Consider the following 22,911-nt stretch of genomic DNA (forward strand, 5'->3'; position numbering starts at 1 on the left):
AGCGTGAAAGACTGGAGCGGATGTCTCCTGCCTCACCGGCCAAGATCCACTGGTTCGCCCGCCTCGAACACCGCGTCCACGTCTGGCGCGAGCGCCGCGCCCGCCGACGGGGACGTTCGGCGACCGCCGTCCCGTTTCCCGGATACGGCAGCACGGCCGGCTGGGTGCGCGTGGTCGGTCGCGCCCTCATCGTCCCCGCGCCGCTGAAGAAGACCCGCGGAGAGGGCAGTGTGCGCGGCTGGCGCTCGTTCGTCAGCATCCCCGTCAGCTTCGCCTCGGTCGTCGTCGAGATCGGCGGGCGCACTCACACCGTCGTCGCCGATCGCGGCGGGGTGATCGACTCGGTCATCGAGGCCGAGCTGCCGCCGGGCTGGCAGACCTTCTCGATGTCGGTCGAGGGGCAGAAGCCGGTCGAGGCCACCGCGTTCGTCGTCGATGAGAGCGTGGACTTCGGTGTGGTCTCCGATGTCGACGACACCGTCATGGTCACCGCGCTGCCGCGGCCGTTCATCGCGGCCTGGAACTCGTTCGTGGTCGACGAGCACGCGCGCACGCCGGTGCCGGGCATGGCCGTGCTGCTCGAGCAGCTGCGCCGTGACAACCCGGGCTCGCCCATGATCTACCTCTCCACGGGGGCGTGGAACGTCGCCCCGACGCTGACGCGCTTCCTCAGCCGCCACCTCTTCCCTGCGGGCTCGATGCTGCTCACCGACTGGGGTCCGACGCACGATCGCTGGTTCCGCAGCGGTCAGGCGCACAAGACCGGCAACCTGCGGCGGCTCGCCGAGGAGTTCCCCAACGTGCGCTGGCTGCTGATCGGCGACGACGGCCAGCACGACGAGGCGATCTACTCGCAGTTTCTCGAAGAGCATCCGTCTTCCGTCGCGGCCGTCGCGATCCGTCGCCTGCTGCCCGCCGAGGCGGTCCTCGCCGGTGGTCGCGCGTCGGGTGAGCACGCCGAGGGCAGCGTGCCGTGGGTGAGTGCCGAAGACGGCGCGGGGCTGCGCGAACGACTCACCGAGGTCGGCATCCTCGCCGATCGGTCATGACGACCTCGACGCGCGCTTCCCTGACGCGCGCCGAGTGGACGTCCCGCGCGCAGGCGCACGCCGAGCGAGCCGATGCCCTGACCGCCGCGCACCGCGCCCGGCAGCAGCGCGGTGAGAAGCATCCGGTCGAGGACTTCCTCTTCACCTACTACTCGTACAAGCCCGCGCAGCTGCGCAAGTGGCATCCGGGTGCGAGTGTGACGCTCCACGACGCCGGGGAGCGCGCCGGGTGGCGCTGGTACTCCCCCGGCCCCGGGCCGGGCGAGTACGCGCCCGACGCCGAGGCGTTCCGTGCCGACAAGCCTCAGCTCGCTTCTCTCGTGGAGCGGATGCTGCGGCTCACGGCCGCCCGGCCCGGGCAGTTCGGATGCTTCGGTCTGCACGAGTGGGCGATGGTGTACCGCACCGCGGAGCACCGGCACGCCGTGCCGCTGCGCCTGGGCGCGGCAGGGACGGATGCCGTCGTCGAGGCCGCCGAGCTGCGTTGCACGCACTTCGACGCGTTCCGCTTCTTCACCGACGATGCCGTGCCGCGCAATCGGCTGCCGCTCACCCGCGACACTCAGCCCGAGCTCGAGCAGCCCGGATGCCTGCACGCCGGCATGGACGTCTACAAGTGGGCGCTCAAGCTCGGCCCGCTCGTGCCGGGTGAGCTGCTGCTGGATGCCTTCGAGCTCGCGTCCGACATCCGCCTGCTCGACATGGAGGCGGCGCCCTACGACCTGTCGGAGTGGGGCGTCCGGCCGGTGCGGATCGAGACCGCCGAGGGCAAAGCCGAGTACGTGCGCCGGCAGCGAGCGTTCGCCGAGCGCGGCAACGCGCTGCGTGAGGCTCTGCTGACAGCGTGGCTCGGTCGTGACTAGCGGCCGGCTGCCGCCTGCATCCGCAAGCGCATGACGCGCTCCGCGGCGTCCCGCAGTCGATCGGCGCCGAGCCGGCCGTCGTCGACGGCGCTGACGATCCCCGCCACCATCTGCGGTGCGGTCTCTGCCGTGGAGCCGGCGACCATCGGCACCATGTCGCTGCCCGCCCGCAGCGCCGCCACCGCGTTCGACACGGGGTCCTGGTGCTCGGGGACGCCGGACGCGGTCAGCATGCCGAGATCATCGGTGATCGTCACGCCGTCGAAGCCGAGCTCGTCCCGTGCGATCTCATGCCAGCGGGCCGACAGCGACGCAGGAGCCGCATCGACGGCCGTGTACGCCAGGTGACCGAACATGAGCAGCTCCGCACCGGCGTCGATGCCCGCGACGAACGGCCTCGCATCGCCCGCCTGCCACTGCTGCAGCGTCATCGCCGTCGTCGGGATGCTGTGATGGGAGTCGCCCGGCGCTGCGCCGTGCCCCGGGAAGTGCTTCAGGGTCGAGAGCACGACGCCCTCCTCTCCGTCGACGGCCGCCGTCACGCGCGACGAGGCGGAGTCGGGGTCGGCGCCCAGCGCGCGGGAGTAGATGAAGGATGATGCGTCGGCGGGCACGTCGGCGACGATCCCGAAGTTGACGTTCGCACCGGTCTCGGCGATGAGCGCGGCCCGCTGCGCGAACACCTGCTCGGTCTGCGTCAGGTCGAAGGCGTGCAGGCCCTGTCCGCCGGGCAGGGTGTCCCACGGCAGGCGTCGGACGACTCCGCCTTCTTCGTCGATCGCGATGAGCGGCGGCAGCGCGGGGTCGAGGGTGAGCGCATCGCTGAGCGCCCTGACCTGAGCCGCATCGGCACCGATGTTCCCGCCCATCAGGATGAATCCACCCAGCGGGGCCCCCTGCGGCGCCGACTGCATGTAGGCGCGCAGAGTCGCGGGATCGGTGCCGGGGATATGCCCCATCACGACGCTGGCGGCCTGCTCTGTCACGCTCATCGCGGCGACCGCGTCGACGGCGGGATCCGGTGGCGGGGTCGGCGTCGGCGACGACGCGCTGGAGGTGGGCTGGCGTGTCGCCGACGGCGAGCTGCTGGGAGCGCTGAGAGCGCAGGCGGTGAGAAGGCACGCCGCCAGGGCGGCAGTCAGGGCGCCGCGCATCACTCGAGCACGCATGACGTCGAGGCTACGCCCCGCGTCCGACCGTCAGCTGTGCGAACGGTCTCGCCGTGCGGGCGGGCGTCTAGCTTCGAGGCCGGTTGCTATCCTGGTGCTCACGCGCCCGGCGGGACGACCCGACGGCGAGATCTCAGGTGGGGACGGCCCCGCAGATTCGGCTCGCACCGTGCCCCGCTCGACCCTCCTGCGCTCGGTTCTGACGCGCACCGTCATCGTTCGCCTCGTGCTCGGCTGGGGCTCGTTCGTCGCGCTCATCGCGCTCGCCCCTCTGCTCGGCGGCGACCTGCCGGCCCCCGTGCTGTGGCTCGTCCTCGCTGCGATCGTCGCGATCATCGTCGTGTGCGCCTTCGGCGTCGTCACCGAGGCGGAGCATCTCGCGCTTCGGCTCGGCGACCCGTACGGCACGCTCGTGCTGACCCTGTCGATCGCCGCGATCGAGGTGATTCTGATCTCTGCCGTCATGCTCGGGCCCGGAGAGCACCACACCATCGCGCGCGACTCGGTGATGGCCGTGTCGATGATCATCATGAATCTCGTGATCGGCGTCGCGCTGATCGTCGGAGGCCTCCGGCATCCGGATCGGCGCGCGAACCGCGCCGGCGTGCTCGCCTACCTCGGCATGCTGGTCGTGCTGCTCGCCGTCGCGTTCGCGCTCCCCGCCTCACTGCGCAACGGAGGCGCGTACCCGCCGTCGGCCGCGATCGCGATGATCGTCGTCGTCGTGCTGCTGTACGTGGTCTTCCTGCTGCGGCAGCTGGGCTCGCGCAAGGCGGACTTCCAGGAAGTGGACACCAGGGCGGATGCCGCTGACGCGGCGCGCCGGCTGCCGATCGGCCGGATCGTGGCCGAGCATCGGCCGGAGATCATCGGCCGCACGCTCGTGCTGCTCGCGCTCGCCCTTCCCATCGTGCTGCTCTCGCACGATATGGCCACGCTGCTCGATGAGGGGCTCGAGCGTCTGGGTGCCCCGGTCGCGCTCTCGGGTCTGCTCATCGCGATGATCGTGTTCCTTCCCGAGACGATCACCACCGTGCGCGCGGCTCACGGGGGTGAGATGCAGCGGGTCAGCAACCTGTGCCACGGCGCCCTCGTGTCGACGGCCGGTCTCACCATCCCGGCGGTGCTGACCATCGGTCTGATCACCGGGCAGTCCGTCGTGCTCGCGGAGAGCGCACCGAACCTCGTGCTGCTGGGTCTGACGCTGCTGCTGACGCTCGCGACGTTCGCCGCACGGCGGACCTACCCGCTGCTGGGCGCCGCGCATCTGCTGCTCTTCGCGCTCTACGCCCTGTCGACCTTCCTCTGAGAAGGGGGTCCACCCCCGATGCGCGCCGCCGGCGTCGTGGCATACCGTGCGTGGTACGGCGTCGACGACGATGCCCGACCACATGAGGGGATGGTCTCTCGCCGCGGTCACCTGGGCCGCAAGAACGGAGAGGTTCGGAGATGAGATCTGGATGGCGCCCCCTGGGCGCGGTTGTGCTCGCCGGCGCACTGCTCTGGGGCGCAGCACCGGCGATGGCCGCGACACCCGCGGCCGCGGATCACACATGCACGGAGGGAACGGTGCCGTCCGGCACGTTTCGGGTACGGCAACATGATCGGCAGGAACGCCACGGGCGACTGCGCGGCGTTGGCGGGCTGAGCCCTCGAACGAAGAAGTCCCGCGAGACTCTCGCGGGACTTCTCTTCGCGTCGGCATCGGTATTCGCCGCAGGATCGCCGCCGTTCAGAACCATCTGTCGAGCTCGGCGTCGAGGCGGGCCTCCCGCAGCACCCACACCTCGCCGTCGGTTGCTTCAGCGGGGCGCTCAGCCGGTTTCAGGCCGAGCCTGTCGAGCAGCGCGAGCAGTTCGGCGCGTTCAGTCTCGTCCTCGTCAAGCGAACTCGAATCGAAGAACACCCAGTAGCGATCCGACGGATCGACCGCACCGGAGTCCGCCCACATGCGTCCGATCTGCGAGAGGACCTCGGCTGTCGAACCGAGCGACGCTGCACGGAGCTGCCCCTGCGCGGCCGCCGAAAGATCAAGCTCTCGGATGTCTGTGAGCCATCGGCCGAAGCGATCGAGCCCCGCGAAGCCTCCTGCGAAGAAGAGACTGGCGGCGGGAGCGTACCTGTTGGGGAGATCGACCTTCATGAACTCCGTCCGCCCGCTCGAGCCCGTGGCGCTGTCACCAGCAGCACGGCCCGCAGTACGTGCGATGAGGCTGTCGCCGCGCATGAGTGCGAGACGCTCGCCGCTCTCCGGATCCTCGATGAAGACGTCGTGTCCGTCGTGCCTCACGAGAAATGCCCGAAGCGCGTAGGTCGTCTCGTTAGGGTGGCGAATGCGCAGACGCTGTGCCGCACCGCAGTCGCAGCTCAGCACGTACTCGCGGGTCTCCGGATCGTCATCGGCGTAGTCCGGAATCCGGGTGGGTACTCCGTCTGACCACGCGGCGAGCGGGTAGGTCCCTTTGAAGCCGTCGTGCAGCTGGGCGAGCACGAGCGCGCGAGAGCGCTCGTCGTCTTCGACGAAAGTGAACTGTTCGGAGACGTGACTCTGGGTGTAACCGTCATCGTCGAGGAAGCGCTTGAAGCGCACGATGAGGCCGCGATCGTGATCGAACCGCAGGCCCGACCCGTCGACCACGTCTTCGAAGGTGAAGACCTGATCGCCGCGCTTCTCCTGCGCCGCGACGAAGTCCCAGAAGGCGTTCGCGGAGTCCTGCCCCTGCTGGTCGCCGACCTGTTCGGCGCCGCTCTCAGTGAAGAACCGCACTTTGCGGGCGGAGTTCGGGTTGCTCATGTCGTCTGTCACGGGGGCTCCAATCACCTGCGTGGACCGTCAACGGTATCGCACGGGGTACCCGGTGGGCGGAAGCGGGCTTCGCGGGTGCTCGCAGTTCGTGACGGCCCGCCCGGAGACATGGCGCCGGCAGGGATGCCGAAACAGAGATCGCCGTCATCTGGGACGACGGCGATCACGGCTGGCGTCTTCGGTGGACCTGAGGGGACTCGAACCCCTGACCCCCTGCATGCCATGCAGGTGCGCTACCAGCTGCGCCACAGGCCCATCTTCGCTGCCGAACTCGGCAACCTGATCAGCATACTACGCACCGCCCGGACAGCACCAAATCGCGCCGCCGGCTCGGGTGTGTCGGCGGGCTAGCCTCTTCGGAGTGCTCCGTCAACCGGATCCGACGTCCGACCCGGTCACGCTACATTCGCCGGACACGACGCACACCACATCATCACGAAGAGGAGCGATCATGTCGAACCCCACCCCGAACATGCTTCCGGAAGACCCCGACCTCGAGGACGAAGAGGGCACACCGACCAGAGAGGTCGACGGCGAGGTCGAATTGGACCCGGACGCCGATCCGGACCGGATCGACAGCATCGACGCCGACCGCCTGGCATCCGGCGCGGAAGGCGCGGACGATGCCTGGGCGGGCGACGAGCGCGTCGACTGAGGATCAGTCGCCGAATGCCGGCGCGGGGGTCACTCCCCCGCGGCGGGCGCCGGCGCGTCGATCGGAACGACCGGGCAGTCCTTCCAGAGTCGCTCGAGACCGTAGTAGACCCGCTCCTCGGAGTGGAACACGTGCACGACGAGGTCTCCGAAGTCGAGCAGCACCCAACGCGACTCGGCGCGGCCCTCACGACGCACGCGGCGGTGCCCCGCTTCGAGAAGCTGATCCTCGATCTCGTCGGCGATGGCGGCCACGTTGCGCTCGCTGTTTCCGGTCACCAGAAGGAAGATGTCGACGAGCGGCAGCGGCTCGGAGACGTTCAGGGCGATGAGATCCTCGCCGCCCTTGGCTTCCGCCGCGCGAGCGGCGATCTGCAGCATCTCTGCGGCGGTGTCAGGGGATTGCATCAACCGAGGACTCCTGTGGTGAAGGCGATGATCAGCGCTGCGGCCAGCGCGAGCGCGAGACCTCCCGCGACGATCGCGAGGGTGAGAGTGAGCTTGCCGCCCTTGTCTGGCACGGGGGGCCGGATGACCTCTCCGGCGGGCTTGGAGGTGCTGATCGCCGAGCTGGCGGCGATCGGCGTCGGCGACGACGCCGGCGCGAGCTCGCCGTCGATGAGCACGGCGTCGATGTCCTTGCCGTCGGTGGTGCCGAGCGCGTGACCCTGGGAGCCCATGCCGTCCGGCAGCGCGTAGGTGCCGGTGATCAGCAGCTCGCCGGTCGCGGCGACGGGACCGGAGAGCGAACCGGCACCCGGTGACGGCGTGAAGATCAGTGTGCTCGCCGTCTTGTGCGAGCCGGCCGAGCCGGTCTCGAGCAGATCGTCGAATGCCGTGGGGATGCCAGGGCCGGAGGGAGATCTCTTGACCCCGATGCCGAAAGCGGCGCCCACCATCGGGCGCTCGGGCTCGGAATCCGCCGCTGCGGCGTCTTCTCCGGCGGCGTCCTCGTCGGCGTGCGACGGGGTGGAGAGACCCGAGGCATCAGTCTGGGCCGCCTGCGGCGCGAACACCGAGCCGGCCTCGCCCTCGCGCGCCGCCACGGCAGGTACATCGGCGACGGGCACGTCGACGATCAGCTTCTCGACGACCGGCTCTTCCACGACCGGCTCCTCGACGACGATCGCGTCCACGACAGGCTCTTCTGAGATGGGCTCCTCGACGACGATCGCGTCCACGACAGGCTCTTCCACGACCGGCTCCTCGACGACGATCGCGTCCACGACCGGCTCTTCGACGGCCTGCGGTGCTGCGACCGGCACGTCCTCGGGGCTCTGCTGCTGAGGCGGGGTGACGGGCACAGGCCCGGTGCGAGCGCGCTCCTGTGCGCGAGCCGCGCGGCGCGTGAGGGGCGCGGCCGAGGGCGTCGCATCCGAAGAGACCGGCGCTGCCTCGTTCGACTCAGCGGAGTCGGCGCCGACGGATCGATCGGCAGCGGAGTCGGTGGATCGGTCGACGTCGTCGGCCGAGGCGGCATCGATGCGTCCGCCATGCGACTTCGCGGTCTGCGCCGCCTGAGCGGCGTTCGCCTCCTCACCGCCGACGACCGGTGTCGAGCCGGTCAGGCGGAGCTCACGCAGCTGCTTGCGCGTGAGGATGTGCCCGTCCTCTTCAGTGCTCATGCCTTGCTCCGATACAGATGATGCTTCGCGATGTACTGGACCACGCCATCCGGCACGAGGTACCAGACCGGCTGGCCGTCGGCGACTCGCTCACGACAGTTCGTCGATGAGATGGACAGCGCCGGCACTTCGAGCTGACTCACGTCGTCGGTGGGCAGTCCGTCCGTGCTCAGCACGTGCCCCGGCCGCGATACGGCCACGAAGTGCGCGAGATCCCACAGTTCATGATGGTCTCTCCAGCTGAGAATCTGCGCCACGGCATCGGCGCCCGTGATGAAGAACAGCTCGGCGTCGGGCCGCTGCGCCTTCAGGTCTCGCAGCGTGTCGATCGTGTAAGTAGGGCCGTCTCGATCGATGTCGACGCGGCTCACGGTGAAATCGGGGTTCGAAGCCGTCGCGATCACGGTCATCAGATAGCGGTGCTCGCTGGGCGAGACATGCTGCTTCTGCCAGGGCTTCCCCGTCGGCACGAAGACGACCTCGTCGAGACCGAACGAGTGCGCCACCTCGCTCGCCGCGACCAGGTGACCGTGATGGATGGGGTCGAACGTGCCACCCATCACGCCGATGCGCGGTGCCCGAGCGCTGGAATCGTGCATGCGGTCCTAGTGGCCGTGGCCGTCCTTGCCGTGCTTCAGGGCGTACGCCTCGGCCTTGGCCGCGTGGCGATTCGCGACGTTGCGGAACGACAGGGTCACCAGGCCCATCGCGGCGAAGACGATCGCGGCGATGACGCCGAAGATGAAGGTCTCAGCCGCCACGTTGCCGTGGTGCTCCGTCTCGGCTGCGGCCATCGCGATCTGTGCGACGAGGTTCATCCTGACTCCGTTCCTGACATGGCAAGCAAACGCCTGTCCATTCTAGTCCTCACCCGCGCGTCTGGCCGGACCCGCGCGCGAGCCACTTCGTGCTCGTCAGCTCCCCCAGCCCCATCGGCCCGCGGGCATGCAACTTCTGGGTGGAGATGCCGACCTCGGCGCCGAACCCGAACTCCGCCCCGTCGGTGAAGCGCGTCGAGGCGTTCACCATCACGACTGCGGAATCGACTTCGGCGAGGAACCGCTCGGCGTTGCGCGAATCGGTGGTGATGATCGACTCGGTGTGCCCCGTGCTGTACCGGCGGATGTGCGCCAGCGCCTCATCGAAGTCGTCGACGACCTTGATCGCGATCTCCAGCCCCAGGTACTCGGCGGCCCAGTCCTCCTCGGTGGCGGGGATGGTTCCCGCCACGAGCCCTGCGACCATGTCGTCTCCGTGGATCGCCACGCCCTCGCTGAGCAGCGCGCTCGCGATGACGGGGATCAGCTGAGGCGCCGCCTGCCGGTGCACCAGCACCGTCTCGACGGCGTTGCACACGCTGGGGCGCTGCACCTTGGCGTTCAGCACGATGTCGCGCGCCCAGTCCATCGGCGCCGACTCGTCGATCACGATGTGCACCACGCCCGCGCCGGTCTCGATCACCGGCACCGTGGACTCGGTGACGACGGTCTCGATGAGCGACGCGCTGCCGCGCGGCACGAGCACGTCGATCAGGCCGCGGGCATGCATCATCGCCTTCGCGCCCTCGCGACCGAAGTCGTCGACGCTCTGGATCGCCTCGGGATCGTGCCCCAGATCCGCCAGGGCCTGTCGCATCACCGCGACCAGAACCGTGTTCGACTCGCGCGCGGCGCTGCCGCCGCGGAGCACCACCGCGTTGCCCGCGCGCAGCGCGAGTGCCGCGATGTCGACCGTGACGTTGGGCCTGGCCTCGTAGATCGCGCCGACGACCCCGAAGGGAACCCGCACCTGCTCGAGCGCGACGCCGTTCGGCATCCGGTGACCGCCGATGACCTGCCCGATCGGGTCGGGCAGTGTCGCGACATCGCGGACCGCCGATGCCAGTGCCGCCACGCGCCGCTCATCCAGGCGCAGCCTGTCGATGAGCGCATCGCCGATGGCATCCGCCCGACCTCGCTCGATGTCGAGGGCGTTGGCCTCGATGACCCGTGCGGTGCTCGACCCGATGGCCTCGGCGATCGCCTCGAGCAGACGCGCCTTGTCGGCACTGGTCAGCCGCGCGATCGAACGGGAGGCCTCCTTGGCGCGCACCAGACGATCCTGTGCGGTGTCCGCCGGGGCATCGGAGACGAGGGATGTGCTCATCCGGTCAGTGTATCGACGGCCGGGTGCGACCCGCGCCGCCGTGACACCGGTGCGTCAGTCGGCGATCGAGGGGGCGAACCACGTGCCGATCCGCTCGCCCTCCAGAGCCTTGCCGACCAGATCGGCGCTGGTCACCAGCACGCCGATCCCCGAGGCCGCGGCCATGCGCGCGGCCGAGACCTTGGTGGCCGCTCCCCCGGTGCCGACGCTGTTCACGACCGAGGCGCCGAACTCGAGACCGCTCAGGTCGGCATCCGCCGGGATCTCCTCGATCGGCACCGCACGGGGATCCGTCGGCGGCTTGGTGTACAGCGACTCCACGTCGCTGAGCAGCACCAGCGCATCGGCGCCGACGAGCTGCGCGACCAGCGCCGCGAGCCGGTCGTTGTCGCCGAAGCGGATCTCCTGCGTGGCGACGGTGTCGTTCTCGTTGACGATCGGCAGGATCCGCAGCGACAGCAGCCGGTCCATCGCCCGGCTCGCGTTGCTGCGCGACGTCGGGTTCTCGAGGTCTCCGGTCGTCAGCAGCACCTGGCCGGCGACGATGCCGAACGGCCGCAGCGCCTCCTGATAGCGGAAGACGAGCACGTTCTGCCCCACGGCCGCAGCAGCCTGCTGCGTGGCCAGGTCGGTCGGGCGCGAGTCGAGGGCGAGGTACGGGATGCCCGTGGCGATCGCCCCGGACGAGACGAGGATGATCTCCGCACCGCGACGGTGCGCCGACGACAGCGCCTGGACGATCATCGGGATGCGCCACGACGATTCGCCGCTGATCGACGAGGAGCCGACTTTGACTACGATGCGGCTCGCGGTCGCGAGCTCGTCACGGCTGCGCGCGGTCATTCCTCGTCCTCGCGGGAGGCGAGGCGCTGCTCCTCGAGCTCGGCGCGGGCGGCCGCCCTGGCATCCATCATCTCGTGGTACTGCTCGCGGCGCTCGGCGGTGGTGCGCCGGTTCGAGCCGCCGATGCGGATGTCGGTGCCGCGCGGCGACATCAGCTCGGCGGTCGAGGCGATCGACGGCTCCCAGTCGAACACGACGCTGTTGTCGCCGGTGCCGATCATGACGGTCGCGCCGGCGACGGCGCCGGCCTTGAACAGGGCGTCCTCGACGCCGAGCCGCTCGAGACGATCGCCGAGATAGCCGACCGCCTCCTCGTTCTGGAAGTCGGTCTGCTGCACCCAGCGCACGGGCTTCTCGCCGAGCACCCGGTAGACGTTGCCGTAGGTGCCGCCCTCGACGCGGATCGAGAACTCCTCCCTGGCGCCCTTCGGACGGATGACGACACGTTCGCGCGGAACCTCGACGGCGACCTCCGCGCGGTGCTGGTCGACGAGCTCGGCCAGGGCGAAGCTCAGCGCGCGCAGCCCCTCACGGGCCACCGTCGAGATCTCGAAGACGCGGAACCCGCGCGCCTCGATGTCGGGTCGGACCATCTCGGCGAGCTCACGCGCCTCGGGCACGTCGACCTTGTTCAGCGCCACCAGCTGCGGGCGCTCGAGCAGCGGCGTCTGGCCCTCCGGCACCTCGTAGGCCGCCAGCTCGGCGAGGATCACGTCGAGGTCGGAGAGAGGATCGCGTCCCGGCTCGAGCGTCGCGCAGTCGAGCACGTGCAGCAGCGCGCTGCACCGTTCGACATGGCGGAGGAACTCGAGTCCCAGTCCCTTGCCCTCGCTTGCGCCCTCGATCAGGCCTGGCACGTCGGCGACCGTGTACCGGCTGTCGCCGGCCTGCACGACGCCGAGGTTCGGATGCAGGGTGGTGAACGGGTAGTCGGCGATCTTCGGCCGGGCCGCCGACAGCGCCGCGATCAGGCTCGACTTCCCCGCGGAAGGGTAGCCGACGAGCGCCACATCGGCGACGGTCTTCAGCTCGAGCACGACCGAGCACTCCTGGCCGGGCGTGCCGAGCAGCGCGAAACCGGGCGCCTTGCGCTTGGGCGAGGCGAGTGCCGCGTTGCCGAGCCCGCCGCGGCCGCCCTCGGCGACCACGTACTTCTCGCCGGGGATGATCATGTCGTGCAGCACATCGCCGTCGACGCTCTTCACCACGGTGCCGACGGGCACCGGAAGTTCGAGGGATTCCCCGTCATACCCGGAGCGGTGATCGCCCATGCCGAAGCCGCCGTTGCCGCCCGTGCGGTGCGGCGAATGGTGGTACGACAGCAGCGTCGTCACCTGCGGGTCGGCGACGAGGATGATGTCGCCTCCGTCGCCGCCCTTGCCGCCGTCCGGGCCGCCGAGCGGCTTGAACTTCTCGCGATGCACCGAGACGCAGCCGTTGCCGCCCCTGCCGGCTCGCAGATGCAGCGTGACGGTGTCGACGAAGGTGACCATGTCACTCCTTGAACTGGGTCCCTGAGCCCATGAAGGGCTGGGATACGAAGACGGGGCGAGCCGAAGCCCGCCCCGTCCAGGAAGTCTGCTGCTCTTACTGAGCGGCTGCGACGATGTTGACGACCTTGCGGCCGCCCTTGGTGCCGAATTCGACAGCGCCCGCCTCGAGAGCGAACAGCGTGTCGTCGCCGCCACGGCCGACGCCTGCGCCGGGGTGGAAGTGCGTGCCGCGCTGACGGACGAGGATCTCGCCGGCGTTGACGGTCTGACCGCCGAAGCGCTTCACGCCGAGTCGCTGTGCGTTGGAGTCACGACCGTTGCGGGTCGAGCTCGCGCCCTTCTTATGTGCCATGTCCTGAGCCTCTTCCGTGCTTACTTGATGCCGGTGATCTTGACGCGCGTGAGCTCCTGACGGTGGCCCTGGCGCTTCTTGTAGCCGGTCTTGTTCTTGTACTTCTGGATGACGATCTTCGGTCCGCGGAGGTTGCCGAGAACCTCAGCCGTGACCTTGACCTGCGCCAGCTTGTCGGCGTCGGTGGTCACAGAGGCACCATCGACGAGAAGCACGGCGGGAAGCTCGATGTTCTCGCCCTGGGCAGCCTGAACACGGTCGAGCTGAACGATCGTGCCGACCTCGACCTTCTCCTGCCGGCCACCGGCGCGCACTACTGCGTAAACCACTTCATACCTGTTTCGTTGGGGAGCGGATCGCTCCGGGAATCTCACGGGAAGACTGTTGCTTGCGTACATCGCCCGGGGCGACGGATGCGGACGCAAGACTTCTCCTGCGATCGGCAAAGCCGTCAGGGGTCTCGCACCAAAGGACAACTTTACCGGATCATCGCCGATGCCGCAAAGCGGGACCGGTCGCGTGTCACGTCTAGGATCTCGTCATGACCGTTCTCGTCGACGACGCCATCTGGCCTGCTCACGGCAGGATGTGGGCGCATCTCGTCAGCGACTCGGACCTCGCAGAGCTGCACGCGTTCGCGGCGCAGCACGGCATCCCGGCCCGTGCCTTCGACCGCGACCACTACGACGTGCCCGAGGACGCGCTGCCGAGACTCCTCGCCGCCGGTGCGGTGCACGTGGGCGGCAAGGAGCTCACCAGACGGCTGATCCGATCAGGACTGCGGGTCCGAGCCCGCGACCGGCGCTGATCCCTCGGAAGACGAGTTCGGCGTCAGCATGGCGGTGGTGACACGTCGCCGGTTGCGGCCCTGACCGGGCGCCTTCGGCTCGGGGAGAGCGTCGAGCACGGAGTCGAGCAGCTGCTCGGTCTGCGTCTTCGGTCCGCCCTTGCGCTCGCCTCCGCGCTTCTTGCGCTTCTTGGGGCGCTCGTTCTGCGCGGGCGTCTCCGGTGCCGACTGCTCGTCGGTCGTCGGCTGGTCCGGCGCGGTTTCGCCGTTGACGACGATCGTCGACGCGGCGATGGCCGCCAGGGCCGACTTCGCGACCTCGGTGATGCTGTGGGTGCCGCCGTTGCTGGACGCCTGCTTCTCCCCCGAGGGAGCGGAGTGCTGCTGCTGTCCGCCGCGCGACCGGCGGTTCTGTCCACCGCCGTTCGACCCACTGCTGCTGCTGCGGTGCTTGACGACGGGATCGTGGTGCACGATCACACCTCGACCCGCACAGACGTCGCACGCCTCGCTGAAGGTCTCGAGCAGGCCCAGTCCGAGCTTCTTGCGGGTCATCTGGACGAGTCCGAGCGAGGTCACCTCGGCGACCTGGTGCTTCGTGCGGTCGCGGCTCAGGCACTCCACCAGGCGGCGCAGCACGAGGTCGCGGTTGGACTCGAGCACCATGTCGATGAAGTCGACCACGATGATGCCGCCGATGTCGCGCAGACGCAGCTGCCGGACGATCTCCTCGGCGGCCTCGAGGTTGTTCTTGGTGACGGTCTCTTCGAGGTTGCCGCCCGAGCCGACGAACTTGCCGGTGTTGACGTCGACGACCGTCATCGCCTCGGTGCGGTCGATCACCAGCGAGCCGCCGGAGGGCAGCCACACCTTGCGGTCGAGCGCCTTCTCGATCTGCTCGGTGATCCGGTACGCGTCGAACGGATCGACATCGTCGGTGTACGTCTCGACCCGCTCGAGCAGGTCGGGTGCGACGCTCTCGAGGTACGCGCGGATGGTGCGCTGGGCGTCGTCGCCCTGGATAGTCATGCGGGTGAAGTCCTCGTTGAAGACGTCGCGCACGATCTTGACCAGGAGGTCGGGCTCGGCGTGCAGCAGCGCCGGGGCCTGCTGCGTCTGCACCTGCTTCTGAATGTGCTCCCACTGCGAGGTGAGACGCTGCACGTCGCGGGTCAGCTGCTCTTCGGTGGCCCCCTCGGCCGCGGTGCGGACGATGACGCCCGAGGACTCGGGCAGCACCTCTTTGAGGATGCGCTTGAGGCGGGCGCGCTCGTTGTCGGGGAGCTTGCGCGATATGCCGTTCATCGACCCGCCGGGCACGTACACGAGGTAGCGGCCGGGGAGCGAGATCTGGCTGGTCAGACGGGCGCCCTTGTGCCCCACGGGGTCTTTGGTGACCTGCACGAGCACCCGGTCGCCGGCCTTGAGCGCCAGTTCGATGCGACGGGGCTGATTCCCGGTCTCGACGCCGTCCCAGTCGACCTCTCCGGAGTACAGCACGGCGTTGCGGCCGCGGCCGATGTCGACGAACGCGGCCTCCATGCTGGGCAGCACGTTCTGCACGCGACCGAGGTAGACGTTGCCGATCAGCGAGGCATCCTGGTTGCGGGCCACGTAGTGCTCGACGAGCACGTCGTCTTCCAGCACGCCGATCTGCGTGCGGCCGTTCTTGGACCGCACGACCATCATGCGGTCGACGGACTCGCGGCGCGCGAGGAACTCGGCCTCGGTCACCACCGGGCGGCGACGGCCTGCATCGCGGCCGTCGCGGCGACGCTGCTTCTTGGCCTCGAGGCGCGTAGAGCCCTTGATCGCCTTCGGCTCGGTGATGTACTCGACGTGCCGCTGCCGCTGGCGCGGCTCGTCACGGCTCTCGTCGCCGTCGCCGCGGCGGCGGCCGCGTCCCCGACGGAACGCGCTCTCGCGATCGTCGCCCTCGTCGTCGTCACGGCTGCTGCGTGCGGGCAGCGGCACGATCGCGGGTGCATAGAAGTGCAGCTGGGTGGAGACCTTCGAGACGAACACTTCGGGCAGGAGGCCCAGGCTCACCGCGGTGACCGGCTTCGGCTCCTCCGGCTCGGCCGGCTGGGCGCGCTCGGCCGCGTCGGCCGGCTCGTCCGCGTCGGCGGGCTCGTCGGCCTCGGCGGACGCGGATGCCGGTGCTGCGGGCTGCTCGGCACTCGCGGACTCGGCACTCGCGGACTCGGCACTCGCGGACTCGGCACTCGCTGAACCGGCGCTCGGCTGCTCAGCGCTCGGCTGGTCAGCGGGCGGCTGCTGCACGGCATCCCGATCCACGGCGGCGTCCTGCTCCTCGGCGGCGTCCTGCTCAGCCGCACCGGGCTGGTCAGCCGCGACGGACGGAGCCGTCTCCGCGGGCGCGACGCTCTCGACTACCGGCTGCGCCGGCGTTTCGTCGAGGGTGGGGGTGTTCTTGTCATCGTTTTCATCGGCCATCTCTGGCTAGCTCCCTGCGCGGGCACTGCGTGCGCCGCGAAAACTCGTGCGGCGAAACAGCGGCCGCGAACTCGATCGGCTGGAGGTCGGCTCTGCGGCGCGACCGCCTGGGGCACATGACCCCGAAGTCTTGTCGATTCGGTCGCACGTGAGCGCGACGTCTTCCTCAGTCATTATCGCACTACCGCGCCCCGACGGCGGAACCGCATTCGGCTCGCGCGCCGCGATTCACCCGAGCGGCATAGCCGCCGCTGGGATAATCAGCGCTATGACCACCGCGCGCACCCGCCATGTCGGCTACGGAATCTGGCTCGTCGTCGCCGCGATACTCGGCTGGTGGGCCGCTTTCCAGCTCACGATCGAGAAGTTCTACGTGCTCGAGAACCCGGGCGAGACGACGAGCTGCTACGTGAGCGTCATGCTGCAGTGCGACAAGAACCTCGGATCGTGGCAGGGGTCGGTCTTCGGCTTCCCCAATCCGCTGATCGGAGTCACCGCATGGATGGCGGTGCTCGTGATGGGTGTCGCCGTGCTCGCCGGAGTGCGGTTCCCCCGCTGGTTCTGGGGTCTGTTCGGGGTCGGCGTGCTCGGCGCCTTCATCTTCGTGTGCTGGCTGATCGGTCAGAGCATCTACAACCTGCACACCCTGTGCCCATGGTGCATGGCGACCTGGGCGGTGACCATCCCGACCTTCTTCGCGACCGCGCTGCATCTCGTGCGCAACGGCACCCTCGGTCGATCCGCGGCGGCGCGTGAGCGCGCCGGGCGACTCATGGTGTGGGTGCCGCTGGCGACGATCCTCGCCTACGCGATCGTCATCGCGATGGCGCAGCTCGCCGGGCTCGACCTGCTGGGCGAGGTCATCGACATGGTCTTCTGACCCCACCTGATTCGCTGACGACGGATGAAGGGAGGGGCACCGGCCGGCGCCCCTCCCTTCATCCGTGTCGACGTCAGTCGAACCAGATGCCGAGCTCGCGTGCCGCGGACTCCGGGCTGTCGGAGCCGTGCACGAGGTTCTGCTGCACCTTCAGGCCCCAGTCGCGGCCGAAGTCGCCGCGGATGGTGCCCGGGGCTGCGGTGGTCGGATCGGTGGTTCCCGCGAGCGAGCGGAACCCCTCGATGACGCGGTTCCCGGCGAGGCGGATCGCCACCGACGGGCCCGACATCATGAACTCGAGAAGGGGCTCGTAGAACGGCTTGCCCTCGTGCTCGGCGTAGTGCGCGGCGAGCCGGTCTCGGTCGGGCTCGACCAGGCGCAGGTCGACGAGCGCGTAGCCCTTCGCCTCGATGCGGGCGAGGATGCTGCCGGTCAGGCCGCGGGCGACGCCATCGGGCTTGACGAGGACGAGGGTTTCTTCAGTGGCCATGTCATTCGCTCTCTGTGTGAGGTGCTGCCGGCGGGCCCGCCGGCCGCTGTCGGTCGATGCGGGCCCCACCGATCGTCGCATACGCCCACATGCCGCCGAAAATCAGCACGACGAACGCGATCGCGGGCACGAGCAGCGCGCCGAGCGCGATGACGACCTGCAGCGCCCACCCGGCGGGAACGGCCCACGGCTTCGCGATGGCGCCGGCGACCGCGACGAGCGCGATCGCGACGACCGCACCTGCCACGATCCCCCACCAAGGCGGGATGCCCGCGGGCAGGGCCTTGAGCCCGAAGATCACGAGTCCCGCGAGCAGGGCGCCGATCGCCTCGAATCCGAGAACGATCGCCCCGAGCTTCTGCACTAGGGTGCGGGGCGCGCGGACGGGTCGTGCGGCGCGGGCGGGTCGTCCGGCGCGGGCGTTCATGCGCGCCACCCCGACTTCCAGTCCTCCTCCTCCGAGAGCAGCAGGGCCTCGCCCGCCAGCACGATCGAGCCTGCGATCACCACGGCGCGACGCTCGGCCGAGGCCGCCCACTCCCGGGCTGCGTCGACGGCGTCGACGAGGGTCGGATGCACGCTCGCACGGCGGCCGCGCTCCTCGACGAGGTCGGCGATGGCATCCGCATCCGCGGCGCGATCGGAATCGGGGGCTGTCGCGAACACCTCGGCGACCTGCGGGAGCAGCTGATCGACGATGCCGGCGGCGTCCTTATCGGCGAAGACGCCGAGCACGAGCCCCCATTCGTCGAAGTCGAAGCTGTCATCGAGTGAGCGCGCGAGGGCTGCGGCGCCGTGCGGGTTGTGCGCGGCATCCACGACCACGGTCGGCGCGATGCCGACCAGCTGCAGGCGCCCCGGAGATGTCGCGTTCTGCAGCCCGTCGGCGAGGATGTCGCCGACGATGCGCTGCGATGCTCCGCCGATCAGCGACTCGACCGCGGCGACGGCGAGGGCGGCGTTGTGCCCCTGGTGCGCGCCGTACAGCGGGAGGTACTCGTCGACGTACTCGCCGGCCAGTCCGCGGATGCCGATCAGCTGACCACCGACGGCGAGCTTCTGATCGCTGAGTCCGAAGTCCTCGCCCTCGAACGCGATCGTCGCATCCTTCTCGTCTGCGACGCGTCGCAGCACCGCCGCGACCTCGGGCTTCTGCTCCGCCGAGACGACGGCGGCGCCGTCTTTGATGATCCCGGCCTTCACCTCGGCGATGGCCTCGATCGTGGCGCCGAGACGGTCTGCGTGATCCATGTCGATCGGCGCGAAGACCGCGACGTCGCCGTCGGCGGTGTTGGTCGAGTCCCACGACCCGCCCATTCCCACTTCCAGCACGAGCACATCGACCGGCGCGTCCGACGCGGCGACGAAGGCGAGCACCGTGAGCAGCTCGAAGAACGTCAACGGCGCGTCTCCCGCAGCCTCGAGCTCGGCGTCGACGATGTCGACGAACGGCTCGATCTCATCCCAGGCGTCCGCCACAGCCCCGTCGGCGATCGGCTCGCCGTCGATCATGATCCGCTCGGTGAAGCGCTTGAGGTGCGGGCTGGTGAACAGGCCGGTTCGCAGCCCGTGCGAGCGCAGCAGGCTCTCGATCATGCGCGCAGTCGAGGTCTTGCCGTTCGTGCCGGTGATGTGCACGACGCGGTAGGTGCGCTGCGGATCGTCGAGCAGGGTCAGGATGCGGGCGACCCGCTCCTTGCGCGGCTGAACCCACCGCTCCCCCGCCCGCTCGAGCAGCTTCTCGTAGACGACGTCGGCTCTCTGCACGTCGCTCATCGCGCTGCCTCCTGAGCGACGTTCGAATCGATCGTGACGATGATCGTCGCCTTCTGCGATCCCAGCGCCTTGGCGCTGGTGCGGAACACGCCGTCACCGGGACTGCCCAGGCTCTCGGCCACCTGCTCGATCTCGTCGGTGGGCTGCACCGCGAATCCGACCGCGAGCGTCTCGCCGGCGATCAGGTCGGCGTGCTGACGGAGAGCCTCCGCGTCCGCCGCGGAGACGTTCAGAGCGAGCACGATGCGGTCGCTCACGTCGAGACCGGCGTTCTTGCGAGCCTCCTGCACGACGCGGATCGCATCCCGCGCCATCCCCTCGGCCTCGAGCTCCGGCGTGGTCACGGTGTCGAGCAGCATGAACCCGCCGCCGGGCACCAGGGCGAGGGCCTCGCCTTCCGGGCGCCCTGCGGTCTCGAGCACCAGGTCGTACTCGTGCGGCTCGAGAGCGATGCCGTCGACGGTCACCACCCCGCCCTCCTCGGTCCAGAAGCCGTCCTTCGCCGCGCGGATGACCCTCTGCACCTCCTTGCCCAGGCGCGGTCCCGCGGCGCGGGCGTTGACGCTGAGACGGTGCGTGATGCCGTACTCGGATGCCGTCGTCTCGGCGAGCTGCACCAGCTCCACCGACTTCACGTTCAGCTCTTCTCGCAGGATGTCCTCGAACTGGGCGAGGTCCGCCGCGAGCGGCGACACGACCGTGAGGCGGGCGAGCGGCAGTCGCACGCGCAGCTTCTCCTTCTTGCGCAGCGCGTTGCCGACACTGGAGAGCTCGCGGACCGCGTCCATGGCGTCACGCACCTCATCCGCAGCGGGGAACGCGTCCGCATCCGGCCAGTCGGTCAGGTGCACGCTGCGCCCGCCGGTCAGGCCCTGCCACACGCGCTCGCAGATCAGCGGCACGAGGGGAGCCGCGACGCGCGTCAGCGTCTCGAGCACGGTGTAGAGCGTGTCGAAGGCCTCACGGCTCTTCGGGTCGTCGCCGGCGCCCTCCCAGAAGCGATCGCGGGAGCGCCGGATGTACCAGTTGGTGAGCACCTCGGCGAAGTCGCGCAGGCGTGCCGATGCCGTCGTGGAGTCGAGCCCCTCGAGGTCGGCGCGCACCTCGCGTACGAGGTCGCCGAGACGGGCGAGGATGTACCGGTCGAGCACGTCGGTCGAGTCGGTGCGCCACGACGCCTCGTATCCACCGTCACCCGAAGCATTGGCGTAGGTCGCGAAGAAGTACCACGAGTTCCACAGCGGCAGGATGAACTCGCGCACCCCGGCGCGGATGCCCTCCTCGGTGACGGCGAGGTTGCCGCCGCGCAGCACCGAGCTCGACATGAGGAACCAGCGCATGGCATCCGACCCGTCGCGATCGAGCACCTCGCTGACGTCCGGGTAGTTGCGCAGCGACTTCGACATCTTGTAGCCGTCGCTGCCGAGCACGATGCCGTGGCAGCTCACGCCGGTGAACGCCGGGCGGTTGAACAGCGCGGTCGAGAGCACGTGCATCACGTAGAACCAGCCGCGGGTCTGCCCGATGTACTCGACGATGAAGTCGGCCGGCGAGTGCGAGTCGAACCACTCCTGGTTCTCGAACGGGTAGTGCACCTGCGCGTACGGCATCGATCCCGAGTCGAACCACACGTCGAAGACGTCCTCGATGCGGCGCATCGTGCTGCGCCCGGTCGGGTCGTCCGGGTTGGGACGCGTGAGGTCGTCGATGTACGGGCGGTGCAGGTCTACCTCGCCCTCGGGGTTTCGCGGCAGCGTGCCGAAGTCGCGCTCGAGCTCTTCGAGAGATCCGTAGGCATCGACGCGCGGGTGCTCGGGGTCGTCGCTCTTCCAGATCGGGATGGGTGAGCCCCAGTAGCGGTTGCGGCTGATCGACCAGTCGCGGGCGCCCTCGAGCCACTTGCCGAACTGGCCGTGCTTGACGTTCTCGGGCACCCAGGTGATCTGCTCGTTGTTCGCGAGCAGATCGTCCTTGATCTCGGTGACGCGGATGAACCAGCTCGAGACGGCCTTGTAGATCAGGGGGTTCCGGCAGCGCCAGCAGTGCGGGTAGGAGTGCACGTAGCTCTGCTCGCGCAGCATCCGTCCCGCCGCGCGCAGCAGGCGGATGAGCGGCGTGTTCGCGTCCATCCACAGCTGTCCGGCGACGTCGGTGACCGACGGCAGGAACCGCCCGCCGTCGTCGAGCGAGATGATCGTCGGGATGCCGGCGGCGTTCGTCACCCGCTGGTCGTCCTCACCGTAGGCCGGCGCCTGGTGCACGATGCCGGTGCCGTCGGTGGTGGTCACGTAGTCGTCGACGAGGATGCGCCAGGCGTTCTCGGTGCCCCAGGTCTCGACATCCGCGTAGTAGTCGAACAGCCGGTCGTACGCGACATCCTCGAGCTCCTTGCCGACCACGGTCTGCTGCACTGCGGCGAGCGCGTCGTCTGCGGACTCGTACCCGAGGTCCTTGGCGTAGCCGCCGAGCAGATCGCGGGCAAGCAGGTAGCGGTGCGCGTCGCTCTCGGCCGGGTCGTCGCCGGGCACGATGTCGGCGGCGCCGTTCGGCCCGCCCGGCAGCACCACGTACTCGATGTCGGGGCCGACGACGAGGGCGAGGTTGGTGGGCAGGGTCCACGGGGTGGTGGTCCACGCGAGGGCGCGGACGGCGGTGAGGCCGAGCGTCTCGGCCTTGGCGCCCACCAGGGGGAAGGTCACGGTGACCGACGGGTCCTGGCGGTCTTTGTAGACGTCGTCGTCCATGCGCAGCTCATGCGCCGACAGCGGGGTCTCGTCGCGCCAGCAGTACGGCAGCACGCGGTAGCCCTCGTAGGCCAGCCCCTTGTCGTAGAGCGTCTTGAACGCCCAGAGCACGCTCTCCATGTAGCCGAGGTCGAGCGTCTTGTAGCCGCGCTCGAAGTCGACCCAGCGGGCCTGGCGGGTCACGTAGTCCTGCCACTCGCGGGTGTAGGTGAGCACCGAGTCGCGCGCCTTCGCGTTGAAGACGTCGATGCCCATCTGCTCGATCTCGCTCTTCTCAGTGATGCCGAGCTGCTTCATCGCCTCGAGCTCGGCGGGAAGACCGTGCGTGTCCCAGCCGAAGACGCGATCGACCTTCTTGCCGAGCATCGTCTGGAAGCGCGGGAAGACGTCTTTCGCGTAGCCGGTGAGCAGGTGACCGTAGTGTGGCAGGCCGTTAGCGAAGGGCGGACCGTCGTAGAAGACCCATTCATCGGCGCCGTCCCGCTGCGCGATCGAGGCGCGGAAGGTGTCGTCTGTCTTCCAGAAGTCGAGCACCTCGCGCTCGATCTCGGGAAAGCGCGGGCTCGGGGTGACGGCGGCAGGACCGAAGGCGGACTGGGTCCCTGAGCTTGTCGACGGGCGCGGGTAGGTCATGTTCGTCTCGCAGTGATCGTGTCGGATGCTGCTGCGAGGACGACCCGTGCTGACGCGCGGACCGCGGTACCACCTCACGTGCTCCCGACCGCTCGGCCGAGAACCACTCTCACTGCGGCGATGACGGGCCTGCCCCGCTCGGTTC

22 protein-coding genes and 1 tRNA gene are annotated in these 22,911 nt (G+C 69.3%); 6 read left to right on the forward strand and 17 right to left on the reverse strand.

What is annotated here, in order from left to right; genetic code table 11:
* Positions 1-20 precede the first annotated feature (20 nt).
* Both V2S05_RS04690 and V2S05_RS04695 read left to right on the forward strand, forming a co-directional pair.
* Complete coding sequence (locus V2S05_RS04690; protein WP_413634151.1) at positions 21-1,049, forward strand: App1 family protein; 1,029 nt, start codon at positions 21-23, stop codon at positions 1,047-1,049.
* Positions 1,046-1,912 (forward strand): 3-methyladenine DNA glycosylase, encoded by an 867-nt coding sequence (locus V2S05_RS04695; protein ID WP_413634152.1) that lies wholly within the window; start codon positions 1,046-1,048, stop codon positions 1,910-1,912. Before V2S05_RS04690 ends, V2S05_RS04695 begins: the two co-directional genes overlap by 4 nt.
* Here the strand turns inward: V2S05_RS04695 and V2S05_RS04700 are convergent.
* Complete coding sequence (locus V2S05_RS04700; protein WP_413634153.1) at positions 1,909-3,081, reverse strand: glycoside hydrolase family 3 N-terminal domain-containing protein; 1,173 nt, start codon at positions 3,079-3,081, stop codon at positions 1,909-1,911. The genes V2S05_RS04695 and V2S05_RS04700 overlap by 4 nt on opposite strands.
* 169 nt (positions 3,082-3,250) lie before the next feature.
* Between V2S05_RS04700 and V2S05_RS04705 the strand changes: the two genes are divergently transcribed.
* Positions 3,251-4,390: a calcium:proton antiporter gene (locus tag V2S05_RS04705; protein ID WP_413634154.1), complete on the forward strand. Its 1,140-nt coding sequence runs from the start codon at positions 3,251-3,253 to the stop codon at positions 4,388-4,390.
* Positions 4,391-4,813: 423 nt separating this feature from the next.
* Here V2S05_RS04705 and V2S05_RS04710 read toward each other — a convergent pair whose 3' ends face one another.
* Both V2S05_RS04710 and V2S05_RS04715 read right to left on the reverse strand, forming a co-directional pair.
* Entirely contained in the window at positions 4,814-5,887 is a 1,074-nt protein-coding gene (locus tag V2S05_RS04710; RefSeq protein WP_413634155.1) for a DUF6357 family protein, read from the reverse strand.
* A 182-nt stretch (positions 5,888-6,069) separates the two neighbouring features.
* A tRNA-Ala gene (locus tag V2S05_RS04715) sits at positions 6,070-6,142 on the reverse strand.
* 196 nt (positions 6,143-6,338) lie between these two features.
* Here V2S05_RS04715 and V2S05_RS04720 point away from each other — a divergent pair.
* Positions 6,339-6,542 (forward strand): hypothetical protein, encoded by a 204-nt coding sequence (locus V2S05_RS04720; RefSeq protein WP_413634156.1) that lies wholly within the window; start codon positions 6,339-6,341, stop codon positions 6,540-6,542.
* A gap of 29 nt (positions 6,543-6,571) precedes the next feature.
* Here V2S05_RS04720 and rsfS read toward each other — a convergent pair whose 3' ends face one another.
* From rsfS to rplU, 9 genes are all read right to left on the reverse strand, one after another.
* Entirely contained in the window at positions 6,572-6,949 is a 378-nt protein-coding gene (rsfS, locus tag V2S05_RS04725) for a ribosome silencing factor (protein ID WP_271637414.1), read from the reverse strand.
* Positions 6,949-8,166 carry a hypothetical protein gene (locus V2S05_RS04730; RefSeq protein WP_413634158.1) on the reverse strand — a complete coding sequence of 406 codons (1,218 nt, stop codon included), beginning with the start codon at positions 8,164-8,166 and terminating at the stop codon, positions 6,949-6,951. Before V2S05_RS04730 ends, rsfS begins: the two co-directional genes overlap by 1 nt.
* Positions 8,163-8,765 carry a nicotinate-nucleotide adenylyltransferase gene (gene nadD / locus V2S05_RS04735; RefSeq protein WP_413634160.1) on the reverse strand — a complete coding sequence of 201 codons (603 nt, stop codon included), beginning with the start codon at positions 8,763-8,765 and terminating at the stop codon, positions 8,163-8,165. The genes V2S05_RS04730 and nadD overlap by 4 nt, the downstream gene beginning before the upstream one ends.
* Before the next feature lie 6 nt (positions 8,766-8,771).
* The gene (locus tag V2S05_RS04740; RefSeq protein ID WP_413634162.1) at positions 8,772-8,984 is read right to left on the reverse strand and encodes a hypothetical protein; all 213 of its coding nucleotides are present in this window, start codon (positions 8,982-8,984) and stop codon (positions 8,772-8,774) included.
* Positions 8,985-9,033: 49 nt separating this feature from the next.
* Complete coding sequence (locus tag V2S05_RS04745) at positions 9,034-10,311, reverse strand: glutamate-5-semialdehyde dehydrogenase (RefSeq protein ID WP_413634164.1); 1,278 nt, start codon at positions 10,309-10,311, stop codon at positions 9,034-9,036.
* A 54-nt stretch (positions 10,312-10,365) separates the two neighbouring features.
* A complete protein-coding gene (gene proB / locus V2S05_RS04750) occupies positions 10,366-11,154 on the reverse strand; it encodes a glutamate 5-kinase (RefSeq protein WP_413634165.1) in 789 nt (262 codons plus the stop codon).
* Complete coding sequence (gene obgE / locus V2S05_RS04755; RefSeq protein WP_271637408.1) at positions 11,151-12,647, reverse strand: GTPase ObgE; 1,497 nt, start codon at positions 12,645-12,647, stop codon at positions 11,151-11,153. The genes proB and obgE overlap by 4 nt, the downstream gene beginning before the upstream one ends.
* Before the next feature lie 94 nt (positions 12,648-12,741).
* Positions 12,742-12,999, reverse strand: coding sequence for a 50S ribosomal protein L27 (gene rpmA / locus V2S05_RS04760; RefSeq protein WP_099196843.1), 258 nt, complete (start codon positions 12,997-12,999; stop codon positions 12,742-12,744).
* Positions 13,000-13,019: 20 nt separating this feature from the next.
* Positions 13,020-13,328, reverse strand: coding sequence for a 50S ribosomal protein L21 (gene rplU / locus V2S05_RS04765; protein WP_271637407.1), 309 nt, complete (start codon positions 13,326-13,328; stop codon positions 13,020-13,022).
* A 212-nt stretch (positions 13,329-13,540) separates the two neighbouring features.
* Between rplU and V2S05_RS04770 the strand changes: the two genes are divergently transcribed.
* Complete coding sequence (locus tag V2S05_RS04770) at positions 13,541-13,807, forward strand: DUF4031 domain-containing protein (RefSeq protein ID WP_271637406.1); 267 nt, start codon at positions 13,541-13,543, stop codon at positions 13,805-13,807.
* On the opposite strand, the gene V2S05_RS04775 is transcribed toward V2S05_RS04770, so the two are convergent.
* On the reverse strand, positions 13,772-16,243 hold the full coding sequence (locus V2S05_RS04775) for an Rne/Rng family ribonuclease (protein ID WP_413634166.1): 2,472 nt from the start codon (positions 16,241-16,243) through the stop codon (positions 13,772-13,774). The two genes, V2S05_RS04770 and V2S05_RS04775, sit on opposite strands and share 36 nt — an antisense overlap.
* A 268-nt stretch (positions 16,244-16,511) precedes the next feature.
* On the opposite strand from V2S05_RS04775, the gene V2S05_RS04780 reads away from it, so the two are divergent.
* Positions 16,512-17,123, forward strand: coding sequence for a vitamin K epoxide reductase family protein (locus V2S05_RS04780; protein WP_413634167.1), 612 nt, complete (start codon positions 16,512-16,514; stop codon positions 17,121-17,123).
* Positions 17,124-17,196: 73 nt separating this feature from the next.
* Here V2S05_RS04780 and ndk read toward each other — a convergent pair whose 3' ends face one another.
* Genes ndk through ileS form a run of 4 tightly spaced genes read right to left on the reverse strand, consistent with a single transcriptional unit; the run spans position 17,197 to position 22,766 of the window.
* On the reverse strand, positions 17,197-17,613 hold the full coding sequence (ndk, locus tag V2S05_RS04785) for a nucleoside-diphosphate kinase (RefSeq protein WP_071643142.1): 417 nt from the start codon (positions 17,611-17,613) through the stop codon (positions 17,197-17,199).
* 1 nt (position 17,614) lies between these two features.
* Positions 17,615-18,040, reverse strand: coding sequence for a DUF4233 domain-containing protein (locus tag V2S05_RS04790; protein ID WP_413634169.1), 426 nt, complete (start codon positions 18,038-18,040; stop codon positions 17,615-17,617).
* Positions 18,037-19,389 (reverse strand): bifunctional folylpolyglutamate synthase/dihydrofolate synthase, encoded by a 1,353-nt coding sequence (locus V2S05_RS04795; RefSeq protein WP_413634171.1) that lies wholly within the window; start codon positions 19,387-19,389, stop codon positions 18,037-18,039. Before V2S05_RS04795 ends, V2S05_RS04790 begins: the two co-directional genes overlap by 4 nt.
* The gene (gene ileS / locus V2S05_RS04800; protein ID WP_413634172.1) at positions 19,386-22,766 is read right to left on the reverse strand and encodes an isoleucine--tRNA ligase; all 3,381 of its coding nucleotides are present in this window, start codon (positions 22,764-22,766) and stop codon (positions 19,386-19,388) included. Before ileS ends, V2S05_RS04795 begins: the two co-directional genes overlap by 4 nt.
* Between the last annotated feature and the right edge of the window lie 145 nt (positions 22,767-22,911).

The organism is Microbacterium sp. OR16, from assembly GCF_047306725.1.
Classification (GTDB): Bacteria; Actinomycetota; Actinomycetes; order Actinomycetales; family Microbacteriaceae; genus Microbacterium.